Raw genomic sequence first — 23,750 nt, forward strand, 5'->3', positions numbered from 1 at the left:
GGCCAATTATTCGTCCCTGTCCATTTCTGAAATATTTGCCAACATTTTTCGCATAACGGAACGCGCCACGCGCAATTCTTCATGATCGATGTCTTGAAATAAAGTCTCGGTAAAAATCTGGCCTTCTTTGCGCACTTTATTCCATAATTCCACACTTTGTTTGGTTAGTTTCAGGTGAGTTACGCGGGCGTCTTGCGTATCCTTTTCTAGTTCAAGAAGCCCTTTCTGCGCCATCTTCAACGCAATCTGCTTCACATTTTGGTGTGAACTGCCCATTTCTTTTGCCACTTCTTTGATCGATGGAGGCTCATGAAACAGATTATCAATAATAATGGAGAGAAACCATTGCTTGGTCGTCACATCAAATTTTTTCAAGCCACGTTCCATAATCGTATCGATTTGATTTGTCGCCACAAAAAGCGAGCCAAATAGATATTGCAAATCAGGCATGCTGTCTAACTTATTCAAGTGAATCACCTCTGAAAAAAACTTTGTCATTTATGCTAACTGCAATGACGATCAATCTTTGTTGTTTGCTTGACTTAACTTGATGGCGGCACGTGCCCACTGCGCAGCTCGCGTGCATTCGCCTTCTTTAAGCGGGCCCTCGTACCCAGTCACATAAAATCCTTCCGGCTGTAGAAGTAGGTGTGCTCGCTTATGGTGTAGTTTTTTTGCTATTTTTTTGGCGGCATAACCCAATAATTTGATGACTATACGCAGCGCCTTGGAGGAGACGTCTTGACTCGCTATTCTCGTATCGAATGCTAAAGCGGAAACACCTTTTAGTTGATTCGGTGACAGTCGATGAATGAAGTCAGTGGTCGGTTTTGTCGGATGGAAGGCGCGTGTAGGCGAACCGACAATTAACATATCTATATGATCGAGAGGACCGGCAGTCACTTCATGCGGACGGCACATGACAACTTTTTCCGAATCCATAGCTGACCGCATGGCATCAGCAATTTTTTGAGTATTGCCAAATACAGAATCGCAGACAATTAAAACATTCATAAGCACGGCTCCTCATCTGAAAAAAAAGGTAATGTATTATATAAAAACATAATACATTACCTTTTTAATGCCGTCAATTTCCAACACGTATTGTATTGAAAATTCATGAACGTGTGGAAGCTGGAGGATTTTAAGAAAGAGAAAATTCCATGTGTAACCAATAGATGACCAAACAATTGTTTATCAGGCATTGACAGTCTATGTCGGATTCATTAAAATAATATAGGTCGTCAGATTTTGTTAATCTGTCCCAGTAGCTCAGTTGGATAGAGCAACGGCCTTCTAAGCCGTGGGTCACAGGTTCGAATCCTGCCTGGGACATACTATAGAAGAAACGAGATCCCTTGTTGCCAAGGGATTTTTTGCTGTTCTAAGTTTTAAATTAATCTGTAGAAGTTTTTTTAATCCGATTTTTTTAATCATTGATGGCACAACTACCTAATATTTGGAGAACGACCAGCAATAGAAAAAATGGAACGTTAAAACGTTCCATTTTTTCATATAAAGGTTGCGTCGCACAGATGGCGCCATCATCATAATGGGCTGGTTCGCCAACGTCACATCGTAAATTGATGCGGAAATTGTCTGGCGATGCCATAGGCCATGACATCAGCCATGATTAAAGCTTGTTGTTCAATTTGATCAAAAGTTGAGACACTTTCTGGATATTTTTTCGTTATAAGTTCAACAGCTTCATTTTTGGTCAAAGCCAAATGTTCGTGCATCATCGATTGCCAATCTCTTGCGGACCAATAAGGATTGATTCGGCCGAGAAATGCGGCGATCGCATCAGCATTGGCATACCATCTTTTTTCAGCGGCTGCAGCTTCTGCCTGATGGCCTGCTTTTGCTGCCTGAACAAGTTGCGCTGCGATAACGAGGTGTTCGGTGAATAATTTTTCAAACTGGGAAGCAATTGCAGGACCATAAAGCGGAGCCAAAACCTTTTCAAAATCCTTTGGGTTACGAAGAAGCCGTTTTGTTGTGACTTTAGAATCAGGGAGAGCGAATACAATATCTATTATTGCTAATCGAGTCCAATAGACATGCTGCTCCCAGAGCATCCGTAAAGTAGTCCTTAGCTCACATTCCGCCATACTGATGTGCTGAGGTGACATGATAATCACATCCTTGTTGAAGTTTAGCGATAGTGCATTATATGTGTGGATGGGTAAACGTGTACGGAAAATGCATCTTGTCGATGGCATCAGATGCAGGACTAGTTATAGATGACAAAACGGCTACATTTTTCAGTAGATCGTCAGATTGAAAAATAAAGTTTCGTATAATTTAATTGGAATGAAATTTATTTCATAAGATAAGAGTGTATTAAAATTTTGCGCGAAAAATGGAGCGAAGGCGCGAGACGCCTGCGGGAAAAGCGAGCCGAGTGAGACCCCGCAAGTTCTAGTTTGTTTGAGGAGGCTCACGGATCGCTCGCGGCAAGCGAGTGACCGGAGCGCAATTTTTGCAAAACAGACTTGGCAAAGCCAAGTTTTTCTTAATATATAGAGGCTTTTAGGTGTGAATCAGAGCGCGCCAGTCAGTGAAAAAATTAAAATAAGCATTTTCTTTTATAAAAAATTAAGATTTCTGCACTAACGTAAGAAAGGTGATTTTTCATTAATACGGCGAGCATTGGATTTTTCTTACACTGCCAAAAGTTATTGACGCAGCACCGAATTTGATGCAAAATTCATTGTTAGACGGATTTTTATCTTGCGTTATCGGATTTAAAAGAAAGCTCTGTTTCAATTTAATGTTGTTTTTCTGACCAAAAGGTCATGTGTGAGACGCCTGCGGGAACAGCGTGCCGGCGCTATAGCTGTTTGCTTCTTATTTTTGGGCACTCAATGGATGGTTCTGCGCACTGAATTGATTTAATGATAAATACATAGTCTGTTTTCTGAGGGAGAGGCAACAATGGGACAAGAGGAGAGCCGATTGACGTCACGGCAATCAGTGAAGAAAAGTAAAAAACATCACAGATGGATTATCTTGGCATTGTTTATTATTTTGGCTAGCGCGGGTAGTGCCATCGCTTATTATATGCATGCGATCAGTCCACAGACGCATTTCAATCATTTAAAAACAATAGGCACCAGCAAAAACGCTTTGAGCGGTTATAAAGAAAAGTCCGGTGTTTTCAATGTCCTGTTAATCGGTTCGGATCAGCGCAAGCAGAATCCTCAAGGACATACCGATTCCATCGTGCTCATTCACGTCGATCTGACACATCATCGCTACAACTTACTCAGTATCCCACGCGATACACGTGTCTATATGCAGGGACAGGGTTATACGAAACTGACGAGCGTCCAATTCATTGGCCAACTGAAAGACGGGACAAAAAAAGGTATTACCGATGCGGTATCGGCTGTCTCCAATCTGACAGGTGTGCCGATCAATTATTATGCGGAAACCAATTATTGGGGCTTTCGGAGTATGGTCGATGCGCTTGGTGGCATTAAAATGAAAATTCCTTTTGATGTCACTTTGACTCATCCGTGGAATAAGAAATACAAAAATATGGTGATCAAAAAAGGAACCCATAACTTGAACGGGACGATGGTTTCAGAAGTCGTTCATGAACGTGATTCACTTCCGGGTACGGATTTTGGACGTCAACGTCTTCAGGAAGAAGCGCTGATTGGTATTGGCAATAAAGTCATGCAGCCTCAGAACATCACTAAATTGCCAGCACTGTCGCAATCTTTGTCCAAATTCTTGATTGCAACGAATTTAAGTACGAGCGATATGATTAGTCTTGGATTGGGCGTGAAAAGCGACTATCATCCTAGAAATCAGATCCATTATTATCAGTTGAAGTATCAGAGTGTTGTGATGAAGGATGATGTTCTACAGGCACAGAACGACGAGGTCGTGCTTGATACGAAACAATTGCAACAGGTCATTCAGCAGCATTTTATGAACTGAACGTTTGGGAATCGGCAGGAATAAGAATTTGACTGTCATTAAGCTTATCTTAAGAATCTTAATCTAAAATCAGGTTAGACTGAAAGAAAAGGTGTCTTTCGAAATCGTTGCGGATCGAGAAGTCAGAATGGCTGATTTTATTCTCAGGGGGGCAATGGCATGAAAACATTCTTATTTTGCCGTGAGGACCTAACGCAAAATGTATTGTTTTTGCATCCGTGCGTTGCTTTGCGCGCGAGCAGCTTCCGAATGGCGGTTCAGATATTTGCACTGAAAAGTAAAATGAAGGTCAAGGCAATTGGAGCAGTAGGTAAAGAAACAACGCGGATTCAACTGACCAAAAGGCATTGGTTCCGCACCGAAGAACAAATTCATTTTATTGTCGCTCATAAAAAAGAGAAGGAAAAGCAAGCAGTTGGATGGCTGCAGCAGGACAAAAAAATAGGGATATAAATAGTATGGCACGTGTGGCTAATCAGTTCACACGTGCTATGTTTTTTTTAAAAGATAAAAGAATATAAGGCTTTTTGCACAACAATGCAGTGCAAGTGCTATGGCGCCTTGCGGAAAAGCGAGCATATCGACATCAGCAGAACAAAGCACAATTGTAGCATGGCTCTTGCGTAAGGATAGAGCGAAGGCGCGAGACGCCTGCGGGAACAGCGTGCCAGCGAGACCCCGCAGATTCTAGTCTTGTCTGAGGAGGCTCGCGGTGCGCCCGCGGCAAGCGAGCAGCCGAAGCGCATTGTTACAAAAAAGACTTAGAAGCCTAGTTTTTCTAAAGAGATAAGGAAGTATAAGGATTTTTGCAAAAAAATGCAGCGCAGGTGCGAGACGCCTGCGGGAAGAGCAGGACAAGGGAGACCCCGCAGATTACTGTTTGTCCGAGGAGGCTCCCGTCCTGCCCGCGGCAAGCGAGCAACCGAAGCTCAATAGTTGAAAAAGGACTTGGCTAAGCCAAGTTTTTCTTAGAGATAAGAATGTGTCGAAACAGAGCAGCAAACGCAAGTCTTGTTTTCAAATAAAGCAAAACAAATAAAAAGATTACTAAATTACTAATTGTAGCGATTGCAAAACAATATGATATGATAAGTAAAGGTGAATCACTATGTTCCGCCCGTAGCAGTACGTAATTGTAAAGCAGAGGTGACAAATTTGGTGAAACGATGTGAAATGGTTTATGAAGCGCTTGTAAAGGGATGCCAGGCCTGGACCCAAGAAGAACTTCTCGAACGATCAGGGGTCTCCGCTCAAGAAATTGCCGTCCAGTTGGGCATGCTGCGAAGCAACGTCAGTTCTGATCTGAATGAGCTTAATCGTCAGCAGCGTGTCGTTAAGCTCGTTACTCGCCCGGTTCTTTATGTACCTGTTGAAAAAGTTCAAGAATTGATCGGCCAAACAATACCGTCCTATACAGTAAAGAGCCCTTCATTAAAGTTATTTCTAGATCAAAAGATGCAAGCAACACGAAAAGAGGATCCGTTCACTCATCTTATTGGTGCAACTGAGAGTCTGCAAAATAGTGTGAAACAAGCGAAGTCGGCAATTATGTACCCACCGCGCGGCTTGCATACGTTAATCTTGGGATCAACGGGATCTGGAAAGACATTATTTGCCCATATGATGCATAATTACGCCAAATATTGCGGCCGGATGGAAGGGACGGCTCCGTTTATTGAATTCAATTGTGCCGATTATTATAATAATCCGCAGCTGCTCATTGGCCAGCTCTTTGGCTATGTTAAAGGAGCTTTTACTGGAGCCGTTCAGGATCAGGAGGGTCTCGTAGCAAAGGCGGACAAGGGAATTCTTTTTTTGGATGAGATTCACCGTCTGCCGCCTGAGGGTCAGGAGATGCTCTTTTATTTCATGGATACCGGACGATTTAGTAAGCTCGGTGAGGCAGGGAATAAACGTCATGCGCAAGTACTGATTATTGCCGCAACAACGGCGGATCCTGAATCGGCTCTTCTGCAGACTTTTTTGCGGCGCGTTCCTGTGATGATCAATGTCCCACCTTTTCATAAGCGCAGCGTTAATGAACAGGTTGAATTGACACGTTTTCTGCTTTCACGGGAAGCGCATCGAACAAAGCATGAATTCCATGTCGGTGCCGATGTTGTGAAGGCGCTGATTGGTAGCGTGACGTTTGGCAATATTGGGCAATTGAAATCTAATGTTCAATTAGTCTGTGCGCAGGCATTCCTTGATAGTTTTTCAAGTGACGTGGTCACTCTAGATGCAAAGATGTTGCCGCCTGACATGCTTGATGGGCTGAGCCGCATGGCGGATCAGCCGGAAGTAAACCAGCAGCTAAGTAAACGTCTGCCGACAACATGGATAATCACTGGTGAGAAGGATCCACTAATCGCTGAAAATGATCGCTATGAACCACCGTTTGACATGTACCAAATGATTACTGGGCAATATCATGACTTGAAAGAAGAAGGCCTGACTACTGGCGAGATTCGCAAGTTTATCACGGACGATATTTCAGAACACGTACATGACTTCTATAAGCAGACGACTAAGGATATGCTGCTTTCTTCTGTTGATAAACGGATTCTCAATTTTTCTAAAGATATAACCGACATTTGTCACCAAGTGCTGGGGAAAGAATTAAGTAATAAGTGCATGTCTCTGCTTTTTGCTCATTTGTCTTCTTTTCTAAGCGATCCGAATCGCCTGAACAAAAATGCTACGACCATTGATCAATCGCTACTCACTTATGATCAGAAAGACTATGAAGTGGCCAAAATGATTGATCGTTTATTTCAAGAGAGGCTAGCCATTCATTTGCCAGAAGTTGAACTGCTTTATATTGCCTTTTTAATTGGTTCGTTTGTGGAATTGTCGCGTCAGAAGAATGTTGGCATTGTCGTGGCTGCTCATGGACCGCATACAGCTAGCTCAATGGTCAGTGTGGCTAAAGAATTGCTTGGTGACCATCCATTGGCAGCAGTCGATATGCCGCTTAATCTCAATTTTGGTGATATTTTCGATCAGATTGTTGCTGCAGTTCGGGCCGTCGACCAAGGTGCTGGCGTTTTAATGATGGTGGATATGGGTTCACTCTATTATTTTGAAGAGAAAATTGCTCAAAAAGCGCATATCGAGGTCCGAGCTGTTGACATGGTTTCCACACCGCTGATTCTTGATGCGGTGAAAAACGCAAACATGCTTCATATGGATCTTAAGAGTATAATAGCGTCGCTCTATCGGATACGTGAGGCATCGAGTCAAGCCCCTAAGCCATCGAAAAGCTTGAAAATGAAAGCGATTCTTACCATCTGTACGACCGGAAGCGGCATTGCTCAGCGCATCAAGACGATTGTCGAACTCTTCATTCATCAGGTCACAGAGGAAGATATTGAGATTATTCCAGTTTCGATTAATGGTTTGTATGAGCATGCGCAGAAATTAATGGAGAAATACGACGTTGTGGCAAGCATCGGTGCAAAGAATCCGCGCCTTGAGAATGTGCCTTATATTACGTTGTCGCAATTTGTCAGTGGGGACGGACAGGATATCCTGCAGTCGCTTTTTATACCGCAAAGAGGAGCGACTAAGGAAAGTACGTCACATATCATTGTGCAAGGCGTTTGTGAGGATAGTCTACAAGATATGCTGACTTATTTGAATCCAAAACGTGCAGTCGATGCCATTGTTGAATTTAACTCGGCTTTGCAGAATGAGCTCAAGGTGCACTTCAAAAATGCAACGCAGATTCGTATTATCATGCATATGGCCTTTGCATTAGAGCGTGAAGTGACGAAAACACCACTTAAATACGAAGGTGAAATGACTGACGATCAGAAAAGAATTTACAGTCGCTTGCGACCCACAGCCAAAATTTTTAATTATAAATTAAATATTGATATGAGTGTGAACGAATTTTACTATTTTGTTGATATGATGATTGATGAACTTGGTAAGAGTGTTTTGCTGACGACGGTTTCATCGAAATAGTGTGTTGTTTTGGCGGAAACGCTGACTTAGTGAATTACTCGGATGTTTTAGTGTGTTAATTGAACGCCCTAGTGTGTTGTTTCTCCCATGTAAGAACATGAGAAGCGCGTCAAACCGACCCATTTTGGGTCTTTTTTTTTAAAACAGATTTTGGCATGAAAATTGCTTATATAAAAGTGTACCGAAGAGGGGAGGCGGAGAAAATGGTAACAGTAGTGATTGCGGCACATGGCGAGTTGGCAGAAGCACTCGTCCATACAGCATCAATGATTTTCGGCAATATGGAGGATGTTGCATCTGTCACCTTCAAACCAGGTGAAGGCGTAGAAAACTTACTTAATAAGTATTCTGTTATTATTCCGGATACGCAGAAAGATGTCTTATTCCTTGTGGATTTACTTGGTGGAAGCCCATATAACGCAGCGAGCCGTTTTGTGGCTGATAAGAAAAACATGGATATTGTTTCGGGAGTCAATCTGCCAATGCTTGTCGAGGTGCTTGGTAAGCGGCTGGGTGGCAGTGATTTAAAGGCAATGGTGCAAACCGCAAAAAAAGCAGGTGTTGATGGGATTCAAGCGTTCCATGAATGGTTTGATGAACAACAAATGGTGAATAGTACAAGAGCTGAAGAGGGAGATGAATTAGGATGAAAATTAAATGGTTACGTATCGATTCGCGGTTAATTCATGGTCAGGTGGCAAATAACTGGGTCAATCATGTAGGGGCAAGCACAATCATTGCCGCAAATGATAGCGCTGCCAAAGACGACCTACGCAAAACATTATTGCTTCAAGTGGCGCCAGGACGTACGAAATCCTATGTCATGTCTGTTGATAAAACGGCGCGCTGTTATAAGAATCCAGCATATGAAAACCTTGATGTATTGTTGGTTGTTGAAAATCCGACCGACGTACTTCGCTTGATCGATCAAGGCGTCGAGGTGAATAGTGTCAATGTTGGCGGAATCACATTTAAAGAGGGAATGACGTTAATATCTGAAGCGGTTTCTGTATCGCCGCAAGATGTGAAATCGTTCGTCGAACTTGACAAGCGGGGAGTCAAACTTGTTTTGCAGCAATTGCCGAATACGGCAAGTTCCGATTTCATGAGTCGGCTGAAAAGCAAGGGTCTGATATAAAAAGTAAATAGGGGAGGTCGCTCAAATGAGTGCCATGTCATTTATTCTTGTTATTCTTGTTTCATTAGTCTGCGGAATGGCTAGTGTTATGGATGAACGCCAGTTTCACCGGCCAATCGTTGCCTGTACACTCGTTGGTTTGGTTCTCGGTGATTTGCATACAGGTATTATCTTAGGTGGTAGCTTGGAACTCATTGCTTTAGGATGGATGAATGTCGGTGCGGCAATGGCACCAGATGCGGCGCTTGCGTCGACCATCTCATCAATCATCGTTATTGTCGGCCATCAGTCAATTGGTGAAGGTATTGCGATTGCCGTACCGCTTGCTGCTGCCGGACAGGTACTGACGATTTTCGTTCGGACGATTGCCGTATTCTTCCAGCATCAGGCCGATCATTTCGCAGCGAACGCGAATTTCCGCGGCATCGAATGGTGTCATATTGGTGCACTATTTCTTCAAGGCTTGCGTGTTGCTATTCCAACAGGTGCTGTTGCCGCTGTTGCCGGCACGAGTATTGTTAACAATTGGTTGGATGCAATACCACCGGTCATTACACACGGTTTGCAAGTTTCCGGTGGCTTCATCGTCGTTGTCGGCTATGCGATGGTTATTAACATGATGAAGGCGCGTTCGCTGATGCCATTCTTCTTCATCGGATTCACTTTGGCTACCTTTGTAACCGGTATCAACCTAGTTGGTCTTGGTATTCTAGGTGCTTGTGCCGCTGTGGTCTATGTTCAGTTGAATCCTGATTTCCATGATTCGATTAAAATGCCGGCTGCTGCCGTGAATACCGTCTCTGATGACGACGATGTATTAGGTTAAGGGGGGAATCATAATGTCTGAAACAAGAGAAGTTCGAAAAGTGGAGTCCTTGACAAAGAAAGACTTTATTAACACGTATTTTCGTAGTACCTTCTTACTTGGTTCTTTCAATTTTGAGCGGATGCAGGCAATCGGTTTTTGCGTGACGATGATGCCGGCGATCAAACGTTTTTATCATAAAAAGGAAGATCAGGCGGCCGCTCTGAAACGGCATCTCGAATTCTTCAACACAACACCATGGCCGGCTTCAGCAATTTTCGGAGTGACGGCGGCGATGGAACAGAAACGTGCCGAGGGCGGCGATATCGATGAAGCTGCGATTACCAACGTAAAAATCGGTTTGATGGGACCGCTTGCCGGTATCGGTGACCCGATTTATTGGGGCACGGCGCGCCCGATTCTTGCCGCACTTGGCGCCTCTCTGGCAATGAGCGGCAGCATTCTTGGACCGTTGCTCTTCTTTTTCGGAATTAATATCATCCGTATGCTGACACGCTGGTATGGGTTCAAGGTTGGTTACAACCAAGGGACAGATATTGTTCAGGACGTTGCGGGCAACCGTCTGAAGAAACTGACACAAATGGCTTCCGTACTTGGTCTGTTCGTCATGGGTTCCCTTGTTTCCAAATGGACATCAATTAAAATGCCGCTCGTTCTTGTGTCCTACAAACAAGCAGGCCATCTGATTAACACATCGCTTCAGAATATTCTCGATTCACTGCTTCCGGGTCTCGTTGCCTTACTGATGACATTTGCCTGCATGTGGCTCTTGAAACGAAAAGTCAATGCCATTTGGATTATCTTTGGGATGTTTGTTGTCGGTATTCTCGGTTACTGGTGTGGTCTGTTCGGACTGTAAGCAAAAGTGTTTGAACTGTAAAAAAGGGATGCGGAATCTCATACTATGGAGGTTTCGCATTATTTCTTTTCTGACATGATAGAATTAGAGTATACTTTTTTAAAAGGCTACGTTTTCCAGAGGGAGGGGATCGCAATGCTGAATAATTTACGTGCGGCATTGAGAAACGATAAAGGTGAGGATTACGTTTACAGCTCGGCGAAATGGGTCACTATGCTGATGATCATCGGCATTCTACTTTATCCGCTGACGAGCGGGTGGGGAACTCTGGTGGCGCTTTGCTTAGCCATTGCGGTGCTGATTGGACGATTTATGATTGCCAAACAGGCAGCTGGTGATTTCAGGGATATGGCTCATGCCAAGAAAGCGTATGCGCAGACAAAGAAAAAAGATTATCTACGTTTTATTAAAGCACGTGGCGAGCAGATGCTTGCTGACAATAAAATGCTGACAAAGACGGCCAAGAAAGAAATTGAGCAGTTGCTGCACTTTACCGAAAGCCGGCTTTAAGCGCATTCCTGCATGATGTGTTCCCGCAGCATGCGGGAATTTTTTAGATCGCTAATAATGCTTAGGCTTTTGGTGGAATTGAGCATCAGAAAACCAAAAATCCAGCCGAAGTACATCGTTACAAGAAAGGATCAGGCATGCTTTTTCTGAAAAAGAGTGAACGATTCTTTTTCATATATGATAAATGTCGCCCTCATTCTGACTTTGGCTGTTTCGAAAGATGCCGCCAAACAAGCAAAAGGATGACCATACCGAGCGCAATCAAGCCAACAATCAACAGCGCCGCGTGCATGAAAAATGTTTCGGGAAGAATATTGATGACCGGATCACGCACTGGGTCAAATATCCAGTAATTGTTTGAGAACGCCAATTGATGAAATAAAAGAAACATATCGTTAAAATCCAAAAGCAGGGCCACGAGCGGGAATGCAGTGAAAAAAAACAAACAGATGGCGGCGCGACGGAGCGTGACATAATTGCGCTGTCGATGCATGGAGACTGCGCCCCAGATACTGATCCCCCCGCAGACAACCATCAGTCCCTCAATAAAATTGAAAATACGTTTGACATCCTGAAAATGAATGCGGCCATGTGCCGAAGAAGCCAGTGTTGGCAGGCGGAACGTCTGTGGCAAAGGATTGACCAGAAAATGAATCATATATTGATAATTTTCATAAATTTGCGCGTTGCCTAAGTGGGCTGTCTCTGCGATACCGAGCAGGCGCATGTCGAGTGCATAGAGCGGTGTGCAGACAAGTACGGCGATAATCGCTACACAGATAATGAATAGAGCCAGACAAGCGGCAAATAGATCTTGCTGCAATTGATAGCGTGAAAACAACAAACGAAAAACACATCCTTCAATCGGCTGGATTATCGGCTTGACCGATCCCATCGTTCATCATACCAGATTTCGTTCGGGAGCGCTTAAGAGACGAAATCTTGCGGGCGAGGGCATTTTCGCACAGCTATATTGAAGGAATATATTGCAGCACTCGTTTTGCTACGGGTTTTGGCAAGCGTCTTCTTTGGAACACTTATCCATATCTTGTATAATGAAGCGGGATTGAAAAAATTTCTTCGAACGGAGTGATCGTATGGATGATTTTATTTTTCATAATCCGACGAAGCTGATTTTTGGTAAAGGACAGCTTGCTCAATTGAAAAAGGAGGTTCCGAAATACGGCCGGCGTGTTCTGCTTGTCTATGGCGGTGGGAGTATTAAGCGCAGCGGGTTATACGATCAAGTGCGCAGCATTTTAGACGATCTTCACGCAGAAGTGTATGAATTGTCCGGTGTTGAACCCAACCCGCGCCTGACAACGGTGAAACGCGGCATCGATATTTGTGCTACTGAGGATATTCAGTTTCTTCTGGCGGTTGGCGGCGGCAGTGTGATCGATGCCACCAAGGCGATTGCGGTCGGTGCCTGCTTCGACGGCGATCCGTGGGATTTTATCACGCGCAAAGGAACGCCTGTTGATGCACTTCCGTTCGGCACGGTGCTAACGCTTGCGGCCACCGGATCGGAGATGAACCCGAACTCGGTCATTACGAATTGGGATACTCATGAGAAATATGGCTGGAGTTCCGCTTATTCGTACCCTTCTTTCTCCATTCTTGACCCGACGTTTACAGAAACGGTTCCGAAAAACCAGACGATCTACGGCATGGTGGACATGATGGCCCATGTTTTTGAACATTATTTTCATCGCGCACCACATACGCCGCTACAGGACCGGCTCTGCGAATCGATTTTGCAGACGGTCATCGAAACGGCGCCAAAGATGGTTGCCGATCTCGAAAACTATCAATTGCGCGAGACGATCCTTTATTGTGGGACCATGGCTTTGAACGGCATGGTTTCGATGGGCTTTTCGGGCGACTGGGGTTCGCACAATATTGAACATGCCATTTCCGCCGTCTATGATATTCCCCATGGCGGTGGACTAGCGATTATTTTCCCCAACTGGATGAAGCATACGCTGGATGAAAATGTCGGTCGTTATAAACAACTGGCTGAACGCGTCTTCCATATTGATGCTTCCGGAAAATCTGATCGCGAAGTCGCAGAAGCGGGAATTGATGCCCTGCGCGCCTTTTGGACGCATATTGGTGCTCCGAGCACTTTGGCTGATTACGGGATTGACGAAAGCAAGCTCGATTTGATTGCGGACCGTGCGATGGCTCGCGGTGAATTCGGCGGATTCAAAAAATTGAATAAAGCCGATGTACTCGCTATTCTGCAAGCCTCAAGATGATTTTGAATGATTCGCTAAAAAAAATAGCCAGTCCTTTCATGGGGAAAGGATCAAGATATTCCATCGAGTCTTATTTGGTAAATTTGCATCATAATTGGCAGCACAGCAAAACCGGAGCCTGTTTCCTCCGGTTTTTTTGCTGCTTGCCTGGTGTTTCTGCATGTTGTTGTTCGTTCCTCTGTCAGTCGTCCGGATGCCATACGCTAAAGCGTCTGGCACACACAGTTCATCGAAAGGGTGCCCTGCCTGAGAACACCTTGGTTAAGGAGGTCATACGACTACTGTATGGGGGATGGTCATACAGATGCCGGCATCAATAGCAGAACGAAGCACCAATAATCACAAGTAGAATGAACAGAACGATGAGTAATGCGAAGCCATTTCCATGGCTCCATCCGCCAGTCTCGCAACCCATGAGCAAACACCTCCTCACTAAGTGATACTGCATTGTATGAATGACTAGGTAACGCTGTTTGTGCGGACGCCTAACTTTTATTCGTGAAATATCGACAGATGCCGTATCTTAGGGGGCAGTCCTGTTTTTGGGTCATTTGAAGTGTCCGCCTATTTTTCCCGCCCGCATGTGAAGCTGACTGGCTGGTAGGAGTGAAACCCCGCGGAAAATCACGGTGCGTCCGTATTTTTGATAAAGAGCATCCACGGCGGTGCTGAGTTTCTCTTTTTCCTCAAGCGCGTTGAATAAATCGAGCTGATAGACATCGGACGGATGCAACATGGAAAGGGTGACTGCGACGCCGCGCACGGGCAGACGATCCCAGCTTTCTGTGAACAGATGATTGGCCGCTCGATAAATGTCCATGCCGAAGTTCGTCGAAAACGGCAGTTTCAGTTGCCGCGCAAAGCCGGTGTGGCGATCGAAGCTTCCGGTCACAGCAATCGACACAACTTCTCCGCGATAATTTTTTTTGCGCGCGCGGTAGGCCACTTCTTCGCTCAACTCGAGCAGAATAATTCGGATATCTTTGAGCGTCGTATAATCAAACGGCAATGTCATGTGGTGGCCGATCGCTTTTTGCCCAGAAAAAGTACCCGGTGAAACGGGTGAGGTATCGATGCCACGCGCAGTCAACCACAACAGTTCGCCATTGACGCCCCAGCGCCGGCGCAACTGCTCAACAGGATAATGGGCAAGATGACCGATTTGACGAATGCCCATGCCGAGTAAATGACGTTCCATCCGTTGGCCGACACCGAGCAGTTCACCTATTGGAAGGGGCCATAAATCGGATGCGAGAGTATGTACACGCAACTCGAAAATACCCGACGCATTCTTTTTGCTGAAATTGTCGCAGGCCATTTTCGCTAACGATTTGTTCGGCCCGATCCCAATTCGCGCATAAATGCCGGTCTGATCCAGCAGTGTTTTCTGGATATGCGCCGCCATGTCTGCGGGTGAAGCGAAAAAATGCAGACTCCCTGTGATATCAATAAATTGTTCATCAACCGAATAGGGTTCGACAAGATCAGTAAATGTGCCAAGAATACGGGTGATTTTCAAAGATACGTCGAGATAGTGTTGCATCCTTGGACGAACAACGATCGCCTCAGGGCATTTGGCAAGGGCTTGACCAACGGGCTCGGCGGTAGATACGCCGCGGCTTTTCGCCAAAGGGCAGGCCGCTAGAACGATGCCACTGCGTTGTTTCGGATCGCCAGCGACGATCAAAGGATGCGTCCGCCACTCCGGGTGATCGGCTTTTTCGCAGGACGCATAGAAGGTCTGCATATCCACGAGAAAAATAATACGATTCATAGCCAGGCCTCACTCATTTAGAATAATTCCATTATATGCGAACATACGTTCTTTTAAAACAGGAAAATAAAAACATATGTTCGAGGTTACCGTCCTGTCCGCGGCAAGCGAGCAACCGAAGCACAATAGTTGAAAAAGGACTTGGCTAAGCCAAGTTTTTCTGATTGCCTGGCTTTGATTTTGGGCGAGTTTGCGAATAGGAATAAATTGGCTATAATGAAATGAGATTGAGACGGGAGTGATGGATGTGGGAACCATCGATGGACCATTCAATGAGCAGCTCCGGCAGCTGGCAAGGCTGGGGATTCATCGCGGTGTGAACTTGCAGCAGGGTCAGGGGCTGTTGCTTTCCGCTCCGGTTGAAGCGGCTTTTTTGGCCGATTTGGTAACAGAAGAAGCGTATCGGGCAGGGGCAAAAGATGTTTATGTGATCTGGCAGAATGATGAGACGAATCGTCTGCGCCTCAAATACGCGCCAATGACGGCTCTTGAGAACATACCGCAATGGCAGCTTAATGTACAGAATCAGTCAGTCAAGGATGATTATGCCGTTTTAAGTATTTACGGACCGAACGCTGATCTGTTTGACGGCATCGACGAACAACGTATCGCTGCGCAGACGAAAGCCAGAGGGCGCGGGCTCATTCCATATTACGAGTATATGATGAATGATCGCATTCAATGGTCGATTATTTCTTACCCAACATCCGCTTGGGCGCATAAAGTTTTCCCAGACAAGCGGATTGCTGAGGCCCAGAAAGAGTTAATGAAAGAAATTCTGCGCATCAGCCGTGTGTCATCGGACAGCGATCCGCTGGATGTGTGGGATCACCATAACCAAAAGCTGCATCGTGCAGCTGATTTTCTCAATAAACAAGCGTTCAAACAATTGCATTACCGGTCAGAAGGCACAGATCTGACGATTGAGCTGCCCAACGGTCATATCTGGAGCGGCGGTTCAGGACCTTCCGAGGCAGATGTCTGGTTCAACGCCAATATACCGACAGAAGAAGTGTTTACGCTGCCGGATAAACGTGGGGTGAATGGGACAGTAGCGAGCAAGATGCCGCTCAATTGTAACGGGCAGATTATTGATCATTTTTCACTGACCTTTAAAGATGGGGAAGTGGTTTCTTTCCATGCGGAAAAAGGTGAAGAGGCGCTCCGTCATTTGCTCGCTTCGGATGAAGGCGCCGTGCGTCTTGGCGAAGTGGCACTTGTCCCGCATCGTTCGCCAGTTTCTGAGTCTGGTCTGATTTTCTACAATACGTTATTTGACGAAAATGCCTCCTGCCATCTCGCACTCGGCAAAGCGTATCCAACTTGTATAAAGAATGGAAGCAGCATGAGCCTTGAAGCGCTTGATCATGCAGGTGTAAACGACAGTATTATCCACGAAGATTTTATGATCGGGTCTGCTGACTTATCAATTGATGGTATCCAGACAGACGGCACATCGATACCTGTGTTCCGTGATGGCGAATGGGCAATTGACTTCCCGAGAGAATCAACGGTCTGAGCGCTGTCAGACTGCAGGGCCTTGTTGAGACATGGGAGTTGAACTTGAAAATTGATGAGACGGGACTGGAGAGGATGAGGAAATTGAAGAAGCCGGGGCAGAACGAGGGCAATGTCTTTCTTTTTCCAAATTTGCCGGCACGTCTCTTGCAGAAGGCAATGGGACTTGTTGAAGAGAAGAAATATAAAGAGGCACGGAGGCTTTTCGGCAAATTGCTGGATCTGGATAGCCAGAATCAAAAAGGATTGTATGGCTGGACAATCTGTTCCATCGAGTTGGGGGATTACGCGAGTGCTGAAGAAACGATTACCCGGCTGATGGATGAAAAGACACCGCATTTCATGGAGATTTTCCGCCTGTATCTCACCCTGCTTATTGAAAAAAAGGATTATAAAAATGCGCTCTGGGAAATAAAGAAAGCGGAAGGCGAGCCGGAGCTTCGAAAGATGAGCGAGTTTCTGTCTCATATGAAAAGTTTCTGTCTGTCGCGACTCGATGAAACGCCGGCTGTCGCTCCATCAACAAATCAACAAAAGAACGGATTTGAAAACAGCCTGTCAAAGCATCCTGCGGTTGATTTATCAACACTAGAGTCGCATGATCCGGAAAACAGGATGCTGCTTATCCGCCATTTGACGGACACGTTGAATCAAGAGGATCTGCCTGAAATTCAACGCTTTCTTTTGGAAGAAAACCAGAGTCAGGAAATCAAGACGATGCTTTTGTGCGCGATTCAAGAGAATCATCTTGCCGAGACTGTTACTATCCGTAAATTTGGAAACGTTTATCATGTTGCGTTTGATCAGCAGTTTCTCAATCGAGCGACAGCTGAACGGATCGAACAAACAATCAATCACGTACTCGGATCGGAAAATCCGACCTTGGCAGAACTGGCGATTCAGTTGTCGCGCTTTTTTATGGTCAATATTTTTCCAAAACCGATAACGACTGCGTCAGAGCAGGCGTGGGCGTCATTCTTTGTCGTTCGTGCGGCAGGAGCGGATCAAACGGTTGAAGAGAAGCAGCATTTTCTGAACCTGTTTGCAGTATCCGAAGACGCGTATGAGCGGGCGAGAGAGACAGCACTTGAGGCAGAACAATATCCGGATTGGCCAGATGACTGAGTGAGCAACGCTTACTAGGATTCGCAGGGCGCCCGCGGCAAGCGAGTAGCCGAAGCGACATTGTTACAAAACAAAGGATTTGACTGAACCGAGTTTTATTATTTTTTATACAAATAAGTTTTTCAGATCGAACGGTTATGTTATAATAATGTGGTTGCATATTTTCATGTGCGTGTTTTGACAAAGGCGATTCAGTCAGGGCATTTTATGACCTGGCAAAAAGTATGAAGATAGATGTTGGAGGTAAGCATAAATGACTGTACAGGCTAAATGGGAAAAAAAAGAAGGCAATACGGGCACACTGACGTTTGAAGTCGATGCCGAAACTTTTTCGGGAGCGCTTGATCAGGCGTTCAAAAAAGTGGTTAAAAAGGTGAATGTACCGGGCTTCCGCAAGGGTCGCGTGCCGCGCGGCATGTTTGAACAGCGTTTTGGTGTTGAAGTACTTTACGAAGACGCAATCGACATTGTTCTTCAGAGTGCTTATACAGAAGCACTGGATCAAACAGGAGTTGAACCAGTAGACAAGCCTCAGGTTGATGTCGAAGAAGTCGGCAAAAACAAACCGCTTGTTCTGAAAGCGGAAATTACCGTGAAGCCAGAAGTGACGCTCGGTGATTACAAAGGACTTGAAGTTGAAGAAAAATCCACTGAAGTGACTGACGCGGATGTTGATCATGAAATCAAGCATATGCAGGAACGCTATGCAGAACTTGTTGTCAAAGAAGACGGTGAAGTAGCTAACGGCGATACGACAGTTATGGATTTCGATGGCTATGTGGATGGTAAACCGTTTGAAGGCGGCAAAGCAGAAAACTATTCTCTGGAAATCGGCTCCGGTTCTTTTATTCCGGGCTTTGAAGAGCAAATGATCGGTATGAAAACTGGTGATGAGAAGGACGTTGTCGTCACTTTCCCTGAAGATTATCACGCTGAAGAATTGAAGGGCAAAGAAGCGACATTTAAAGTTAAAGTTCACGAAATCAAGCAGAAACAGCTGCCTGAACTTGACGATGAATTTGCCAAAGATGTGGATGATGAAGTCGAAACATTTGCTGCGTTAAAGGAAAAGGTTGAGAATCATCTGAAGGAACATAAAGAAGAAGATGCCAAGATAAGCAAACGTGACAGCGTTGTTGCACAGGCGGCAGCTAATGCAACCATCGATATTCCTGAAGTGATGATTCAGAATGAACAGGAAAACCTGGTTAAAGAATTTGAACAGCGCTTGAAGGCTCAAGGCATGACGCTGGATATGTATTATGGTTTCTCTGGCATGGACAAGAACGGCTTGCTCGATCAGATGAAGGAAGATGCAGAAAATCGTGTGCGTGCGAATCTGACATTGGAAGCCATTGCCAAAGCGGAAAACATCGAAGTTACTGAAGAAGAAATTAATGAAGAATTGAAAAAAATGGCTGACGGTTATAAATTAACAGTAGAACAGCTGAAATCGGCAATTGGCGGCGGCGATATGATCAAGGATGAAATTACGCTGCGTAAAACGGTTGATTTCCTTGTTGAAAACAGCAAACCGAAGGCTGAAGCAGAAACAGCTGGCGAAGAAAACAAATAATTTTTGCTAATCAAATAAACAACAGGGCAGATGGGCAGACGGCGTTCAGCCGCTGCCCGCCTGCCGTTTTATGCACAAATTTTTTAAAGGCTTTTTTCACAAAAATGCAGCAGAGGTGCGCTGGGGCCTTGCGGGAAAAGCGAGCCAATGAGCGACCGAAGCGCATTGTTACAAAAAAGACTTGACTAAGCCGAGTTTTTTTATAGAAGTGGCTGTCTTTTAGAAGCACTTCGGCTCATTTAGCAAAAACAAAACAATTTTTGCTGAATGATACATATTTGAGTGGGCAGGTCATATGGCTTATCGAGAGCGTTCTTTTATGATACAATGCGTACATGAAGAATTGCTTGTCAGTGCATCCTGCCGTTTCAGCAGTATTATCGCGCCGAACGAGCACGCGGGAGATACACTTTGCATGCAGGTTCTTGCGACAATTTTCTTGGATTTCGTTTAAGAATCCTATACTATGGAAGAAAGCAAAATCGGTTTCCTCGGTAAGATACCAGTGATCAGGCTTGCCAATTGTTGTCTGGCAACCATGTTTTGCTGACAATCGAAACAATGGCCCATTCAGCAAAAAATATTCGTCCGCCTGTTTGCCGGGAAAAAGGGAAACAATAACGAAGAACGAGAAGTGCCTGCGACAAAAAGCCGCAGGAAACCGGTTGCTCGCTTTTCCACCGGATTGTTGCAGGATAGAATGGAATAGGGGTGAAAAAATGTTCAAATTTAACGAAGAAAAAGGACAACTGAAGTGTTCTTTCTGCGGAAAAACACAGGATCAGGTCCGTAAACTCGTTGCAGGACCAGGGGTCTATATTTGCGACGAATGTATTGAACTGTGCACGGAAATTGTTGAAGAAGAATTGGGTACGGATGAAGAAGTTGAATTCAAAGATATCCCGAAGCCGCAGGAAATCTGCTCTATTCTGGAAGATTACGTCATTGGACAGAATGACGCAAAGAAGAATTTGTCCGTAGCCGTTTATAATCACTATAAACGTATTAATTCGAAACAAAAACCGGATGATGTCGAGCTGTCAAAAAGCAATATTATGATGATTGGCCCAACCGGTAGCGGTAAAACGCTGCTTGCACAAACGCTGGCGCGCATTTTAAATGTACCGTTTGCGATCGCTGATGCGACCTCATTGACTGAGGCCGGTTATGTCGGCGAAGATGTTGAAAACATTTTGTTAAAGCTCATTCAAGCCGCTGATTATGATGTGGAGAAGGCGGAAAAGGGTATTATTTATATCGATGAGATCGATAAAATTGCTCGCAAATCAGAAAATCCGTCGATTACCCGTGATGTTTCCGGCGAAGGTGTGCAACAGGCCTTGCTGAAAATTCTTGAAGGCACGGTTGCCAGTGTGCCACCGCAGGGCGGGCGCAAGCATCCGCATCAGGAATTCATTCAGATTGACACGACGAATATTTTGTTTATTTGTGGCGGTGCGTTTGATGGTGTTGAACAAATCATCAAGCGCCGGCTTGGCAAAAAGGTCATCGGTTTCGGCGCTGGATCGAAGGCGCAGGACATGAAGCGCGACGATGCGCTGAAGAATGTTCTTCCGGAAGATTTGCTGAAATTCGGGCTAATCCCTGAATTTATCGGTCGTCTGCCAGTAATCACAACGCTGAAACAGCTGGATGAAGATGCGCTTGTTGATATTCTGACAAAACCGAAAAACGCGCTTGTGAAGCAGTATAAGAAGCTTCTGGAACTTGATGAAGTTGAATTGGATTTTGAAGAAGACGCACTCCGTTCCATTGCCAAACTGGCGATCGAACGAAAAACCGGCGCGCGCGGTTTGCGTTCAATTATTGAAGGTATGATGCTCGACGTCATGTATGAATTACCGTCGCGCGACGATATTGAGAAATGTATCATCACAAAAGAAACTGTTGATGAGAAAGAACGTCCGACGCTGGTCCTCAGTGACGGAACGACAGTTGTCAAAGAAACACCAAAAGAAAGCGCCTGATTTTCAGTTTTTCATAAAAAAGCACCGCCCCCAGTCAAATATGGGGGCGGTGCTTTTTGCTCTGCCTGCGCTTCGGGCATGCCAATTTTTTTGCAGCCATCTGGAAGTATTTTGTTTATCTGGCAGTTGAGCTGGCAATAATGGACGGTATGAAAATGGAAACGCGAGGTGCCCTGAAGCGCAGCGGATTCCTGGGGAGGCTTCTTATAAATGGACTGGATGCTTTTGCTGATTCTGACACAGATATTTTTTGGGATGATTATTGGTCTGTACTTTTGGAGTATGCTACGCAATCAACATGTGCAGCGTATTTCGGTGGATAGGGAATCGAAAAAGGAGTTGGAACAGCTGGCTGCAATGCGCAGTCGTTCATTGACAGAGCCGCTTTCCGAGCGCATTCGTCCGAAAGGACTTGAGGAAGTTGTCGGACAAAGTGATGGCGTGCAGGCGCTTCGTGCAGCCATTTGCGGTGCCAATCCGCAGCATGTGCTCGTTTATGGCCCGCCTGGTATTGGCAAAACGGCCGCCGCCCGGCTTGTCCTGGAAGAGGCGAAGAAAAATCCACAATCACCGTTCTTGGAGACGGCGCCATTTATTGAGCTCGACGGAGCAACGGCGCGTTTTGATGAACGTGGGATTGCCGATCCACTGATTGGCTCCGTCCACGATCCGATTTATCAGGGCGCGGGCGCGATGGGGCAGGCGGGTATCCCTCAGCCGAAAGAGGGCGCTGTGACAAAGGCGCATGGCGGAATTCTATTTATCGATGAAATTGGTGAGCTTCATCCGATTCAAATGAATAAATTGCTGAAGGTACTCGAAGACCGCAAAGTATTTCTTGAAAGTGCCTACTACAGCAGCGAAAACAAGCAAATTCCGGCTTATATCCATGAAGTCTTTCAACGTGGACTACCGGCTGATTTTCGTCTCATCGGAGCAACAACGCGGCGTCCGGAAGAGATTCCCCCAGCGATCCGTTCACGCTGTCTCGAAATTTTCTTCAATGATCTCAGCCGCAGTGATATTCGTAAAATCGCTGCTCGCGCCGCGAATAAATTACAGCTAAACATTCCTAGTGAATGCCTTGATAAAATAGCTGAATACGCAAAAAATGGGCGCGAATCCGTAAATATGATGCAGATTGCCGCTGGGTTGGCGTTATCGCGTGAAAAGGACAGCAAGCAAATCAGCCTGGCGGATATTGAATGGGTAATTCGTTCAAGTCGGCTGATGCCGAAACCCATGCGGAAAGTGCCGGAACATCCAGAGGTTGGTTTTGTGAACGGGCTTGCAGTTTATGGACCGAGCCAAGGGGTCCTGCTTGAAGTCGAAGCGGCAGCGGTAAAAAGCAGACGTGGCGGCAGTTTAACGATCACCGGAATTGCTGAGGAAGAAACAGTGGGTACAAGCGGACGATCAGTCACACGTAAGAGTATGGCTCGCGGCTCCGTTGAAAATGTACTGACTGTTCTAAACCGGATGGGATTCGCCACTTATAAATATCATATCCATGTGAATTTCCCAGGCGGGTCGCTTGTTGATGGGCCTTCAGCAGGCATTGCGATGGCGACTGCTGTTTGTTCCGCAATACTCGGTCGCCGTGTTCGAGCGGATTTGGCGATGACCGGAGAGCTCGGTCTTCATGGGCAGGTCAAGCCGATTGGTGGCGTAATCGCCAAAATCGAAGCGGCCATTGAGGCCGATGCCAAGCAAATCATCATTCCCCGTGAGAATTTGCAGCAGACGATGATCCAGTATGAACAAGTCACGATTACGCCCGTTGATTCGCTACGTGAAGTTCTTGATATCGCACTGCTTTCGGACGATGAAACTGGCCGGCTCAATCGCCCTGCTTATGCTGAAGATTTACCACTTGAACATCCGTTGTCAGCACGAGGCGCATCGGAACGATTGAGCAAAGATGGATAATTTGATTGTGGCGAATGAGCGTCACGGCCTCAAAAAAACATGCAAGGAAAAAGGGGATGCCTTATTGCCGAAAAAAATCGGCTTTCTGGGTCATCCTCATTTTTCTGTGCACGAGGCGAGCGCTTTTTTCAAAGAGATAAGAATGTATAAGATTTTGAACAAAAAATGGAGCGAAGGCGCTCTGGCGCCTTGCGGGAAAAGCGAGCCAAGTGAGACCCCGCAGATTCTCGCTTGTCTGAGGAGACGCGCGGCGCCTGCGGCAAGCGAGCAGCCAAAGCGCAATTGTTAAAAAGAACTTGGCCGTAGCCAAGTTTATCTTAACATAG

21 protein-coding genes and 1 tRNA gene are annotated in these 23,750 nt (G+C 45.6%); 16 read left to right on the plus strand and 6 right to left on the minus strand.

Annotated features, from left to right (window positions below; translation table 11 throughout):
* Positions 1-6: 6 nt before the first annotated feature.
* Both JOC27_RS07345 and JOC27_RS07350 read right to left on the minus strand, forming a co-directional pair.
* The gene (locus JOC27_RS07345) at positions 7-498 is read right to left on the minus strand and encodes a MarR family winged helix-turn-helix transcriptional regulator (protein WP_205006539.1); all 492 of its coding nucleotides are present in this window, start codon (positions 496-498) and stop codon (positions 7-9) included.
* A gap of 21 nt (positions 499-519) precedes the next feature.
* Positions 520-1,014, minus strand: a complete 495-nt coding sequence (locus JOC27_RS07350) for a flavodoxin family protein (RefSeq protein ID WP_205006540.1) — start codon at positions 1,012-1,014, stop codon at positions 520-522.
* Positions 1,015-1,261: 247 nt separating this feature from the next.
* Between JOC27_RS07350 and JOC27_RS07355 the strand changes: the two genes are divergently transcribed.
* A tRNA-Arg gene (locus JOC27_RS07355) sits at positions 1,262-1,335 on the plus strand.
* A 236-nt stretch (positions 1,336-1,571) separates the two neighbouring features.
* Here the strand turns inward: JOC27_RS07355 and JOC27_RS07360 are convergent.
* The gene (locus tag JOC27_RS07360) at positions 1,572-2,132 is read right to left on the minus strand and encodes an acetylglutamate kinase (protein WP_239530002.1); all 561 of its coding nucleotides are present in this window, start codon (positions 2,130-2,132) and stop codon (positions 1,572-1,574) included.
* An 805-nt stretch (positions 2,133-2,937) separates the two neighbouring features.
* Here JOC27_RS07360 and JOC27_RS07365 point away from each other — a divergent pair.
* The 8 genes from JOC27_RS07365 (at position 2,938) to JOC27_RS07400 (ending at position 11,253) form a co-directional block, all read left to right on the plus strand.
* On the plus strand, positions 2,938-3,951 hold the full coding sequence (locus tag JOC27_RS07365; RefSeq protein WP_205006542.1) for an LCP family protein: 1,014 nt from the start codon (positions 2,938-2,940) through the stop codon (positions 3,949-3,951).
* Between the two features lie 159 nt (positions 3,952-4,110).
* A complete protein-coding gene (locus JOC27_RS07370; RefSeq protein ID WP_205006543.1) occupies positions 4,111-4,404 on the plus strand; it encodes a hypothetical protein in 294 nt (97 codons plus the stop codon).
* 705 nt (positions 4,405-5,109) lie between these two features.
* On the plus strand, positions 5,110-7,920 hold the full coding sequence (locus JOC27_RS07375; RefSeq protein ID WP_205006545.1) for a sigma 54-interacting transcriptional regulator: 2,811 nt from the start codon (positions 5,110-5,112) through the stop codon (positions 7,918-7,920).
* A 203-nt stretch (positions 7,921-8,123) separates the two neighbouring features.
* Entirely contained in the window at positions 8,124-8,570 is a 447-nt protein-coding gene (locus JOC27_RS07380) for a PTS sugar transporter subunit IIA (RefSeq protein WP_205006547.1), read from the plus strand.
* Complete coding sequence (locus tag JOC27_RS07385) at positions 8,567-9,058, plus strand: PTS sugar transporter subunit IIB (protein ID WP_205006549.1); 492 nt, start codon at positions 8,567-8,569, stop codon at positions 9,056-9,058. Before JOC27_RS07380 ends, JOC27_RS07385 begins: the two co-directional genes overlap by 4 nt.
* A 25-nt stretch (positions 9,059-9,083) precedes the next feature.
* A complete protein-coding gene (locus tag JOC27_RS07390; RefSeq protein WP_205006551.1) occupies positions 9,084-9,884 on the plus strand; it encodes a PTS mannose/fructose/sorbose transporter subunit IIC in 801 nt (266 codons plus the stop codon).
* Between the two features lie 13 nt (positions 9,885-9,897).
* Positions 9,898-10,743: a PTS system mannose/fructose/sorbose family transporter subunit IID gene (locus JOC27_RS07395; protein WP_205006553.1), complete on the plus strand. Its 846-nt coding sequence runs from the start codon at positions 9,898-9,900 to the stop codon at positions 10,741-10,743.
* 135 nt (positions 10,744-10,878) lie between these two features.
* Positions 10,879-11,253: a hypothetical protein gene (locus JOC27_RS07400; protein ID WP_205006555.1), complete on the plus strand. Its 375-nt coding sequence runs from the start codon at positions 10,879-10,881 to the stop codon at positions 11,251-11,253.
* A gap of 193 nt (positions 11,254-11,446) precedes the next feature.
* Here the strand turns inward: JOC27_RS07400 and JOC27_RS07405 are convergent, their stop codons facing one another.
* Positions 11,447-12,094, minus strand: a complete 648-nt coding sequence (locus JOC27_RS07405) for a TIGR01906 family membrane protein (protein WP_239530003.1) — start codon at positions 12,092-12,094, stop codon at positions 11,447-11,449.
* A gap of 256 nt (positions 12,095-12,350) precedes the next feature.
* Between JOC27_RS07405 and JOC27_RS07410 the strand changes: the two genes are divergently transcribed.
* Complete coding sequence (locus JOC27_RS07410; RefSeq protein ID WP_205006559.1) at positions 12,351-13,514, plus strand: iron-containing alcohol dehydrogenase; 1,164 nt, start codon at positions 12,351-12,353, stop codon at positions 13,512-13,514.
* Positions 13,515-13,827: 313 nt separating this feature from the next.
* Here JOC27_RS07410 and JOC27_RS07415 read toward each other — a convergent pair whose 3' ends face one another.
* Complete coding sequence (locus JOC27_RS07415; protein WP_205006567.1) at positions 13,828-13,929, minus strand: YjcZ family sporulation protein; 102 nt, start codon at positions 13,927-13,929, stop codon at positions 13,828-13,830.
* A gap of 132 nt (positions 13,930-14,061) precedes the next feature.
* Positions 14,062-15,288 carry a DNA polymerase IV gene (locus JOC27_RS07420; RefSeq protein WP_205006569.1) on the minus strand — a complete coding sequence of 409 codons (1,227 nt, stop codon included), beginning with the start codon at positions 15,286-15,288 and terminating at the stop codon, positions 14,062-14,064.
* A gap of 247 nt (positions 15,289-15,535) precedes the next feature.
* Between JOC27_RS07420 and JOC27_RS07425 the strand changes: the two genes are divergently transcribed.
* From JOC27_RS07425 to lonB, 6 genes are all read left to right on the plus strand, one after another.
* Complete coding sequence (locus JOC27_RS07425; protein WP_415641025.1) at positions 15,536-16,807, plus strand: aminopeptidase; 1,272 nt, start codon at positions 15,536-15,538, stop codon at positions 16,805-16,807.
* A gap of 44 nt (positions 16,808-16,851) precedes the next feature.
* Positions 16,852-17,931, plus strand: coding sequence for a tetratricopeptide repeat protein (locus JOC27_RS07430; RefSeq protein WP_239530005.1), 1,080 nt, complete (start codon positions 16,852-16,854; stop codon positions 17,929-17,931).
* 253 nt (positions 17,932-18,184) lie between these two features.
* Positions 18,185-19,507 carry a trigger factor gene (gene tig, locus JOC27_RS07435; RefSeq protein ID WP_205006573.1) on the plus strand — a complete coding sequence of 441 codons (1,323 nt, stop codon included), beginning with the start codon at positions 18,185-18,187 and terminating at the stop codon, positions 19,505-19,507.
* 319 nt (positions 19,508-19,826) lie between these two features.
* A complete protein-coding gene (locus tag JOC27_RS13540; protein WP_275587802.1) occupies positions 19,827-19,961 on the plus strand; it encodes a hypothetical protein in 135 nt (44 codons plus the stop codon).
* Positions 19,962-20,226: 265 nt separating this feature from the next.
* Positions 20,227-21,495 carry an ATP-dependent protease ATP-binding subunit ClpX gene (gene clpX, locus JOC27_RS07440; RefSeq protein ID WP_205006575.1) on the plus strand — a complete coding sequence of 423 codons (1,269 nt, stop codon included), beginning with the start codon at positions 20,227-20,229 and terminating at the stop codon, positions 21,493-21,495.
* 210 nt (positions 21,496-21,705) lie between these two features.
* The gene (gene lonB, locus JOC27_RS07445; protein ID WP_205006577.1) at positions 21,706-23,424 is read left to right on the plus strand and encodes an ATP-dependent protease LonB; all 1,719 of its coding nucleotides are present in this window, start codon (positions 21,706-21,708) and stop codon (positions 23,422-23,424) included.
* The last annotated feature ends 326 nt before the right edge of the window (positions 23,425-23,750 follow it).

The sequence above is a fragment of the Sporolactobacillus spathodeae genome (genome assembly GCF_016908935.1).
Lineage (GTDB): Bacteria > Bacillota > Bacilli > Bacillales > Sporolactobacillaceae > Sporolactobacillus > Sporolactobacillus spathodeae.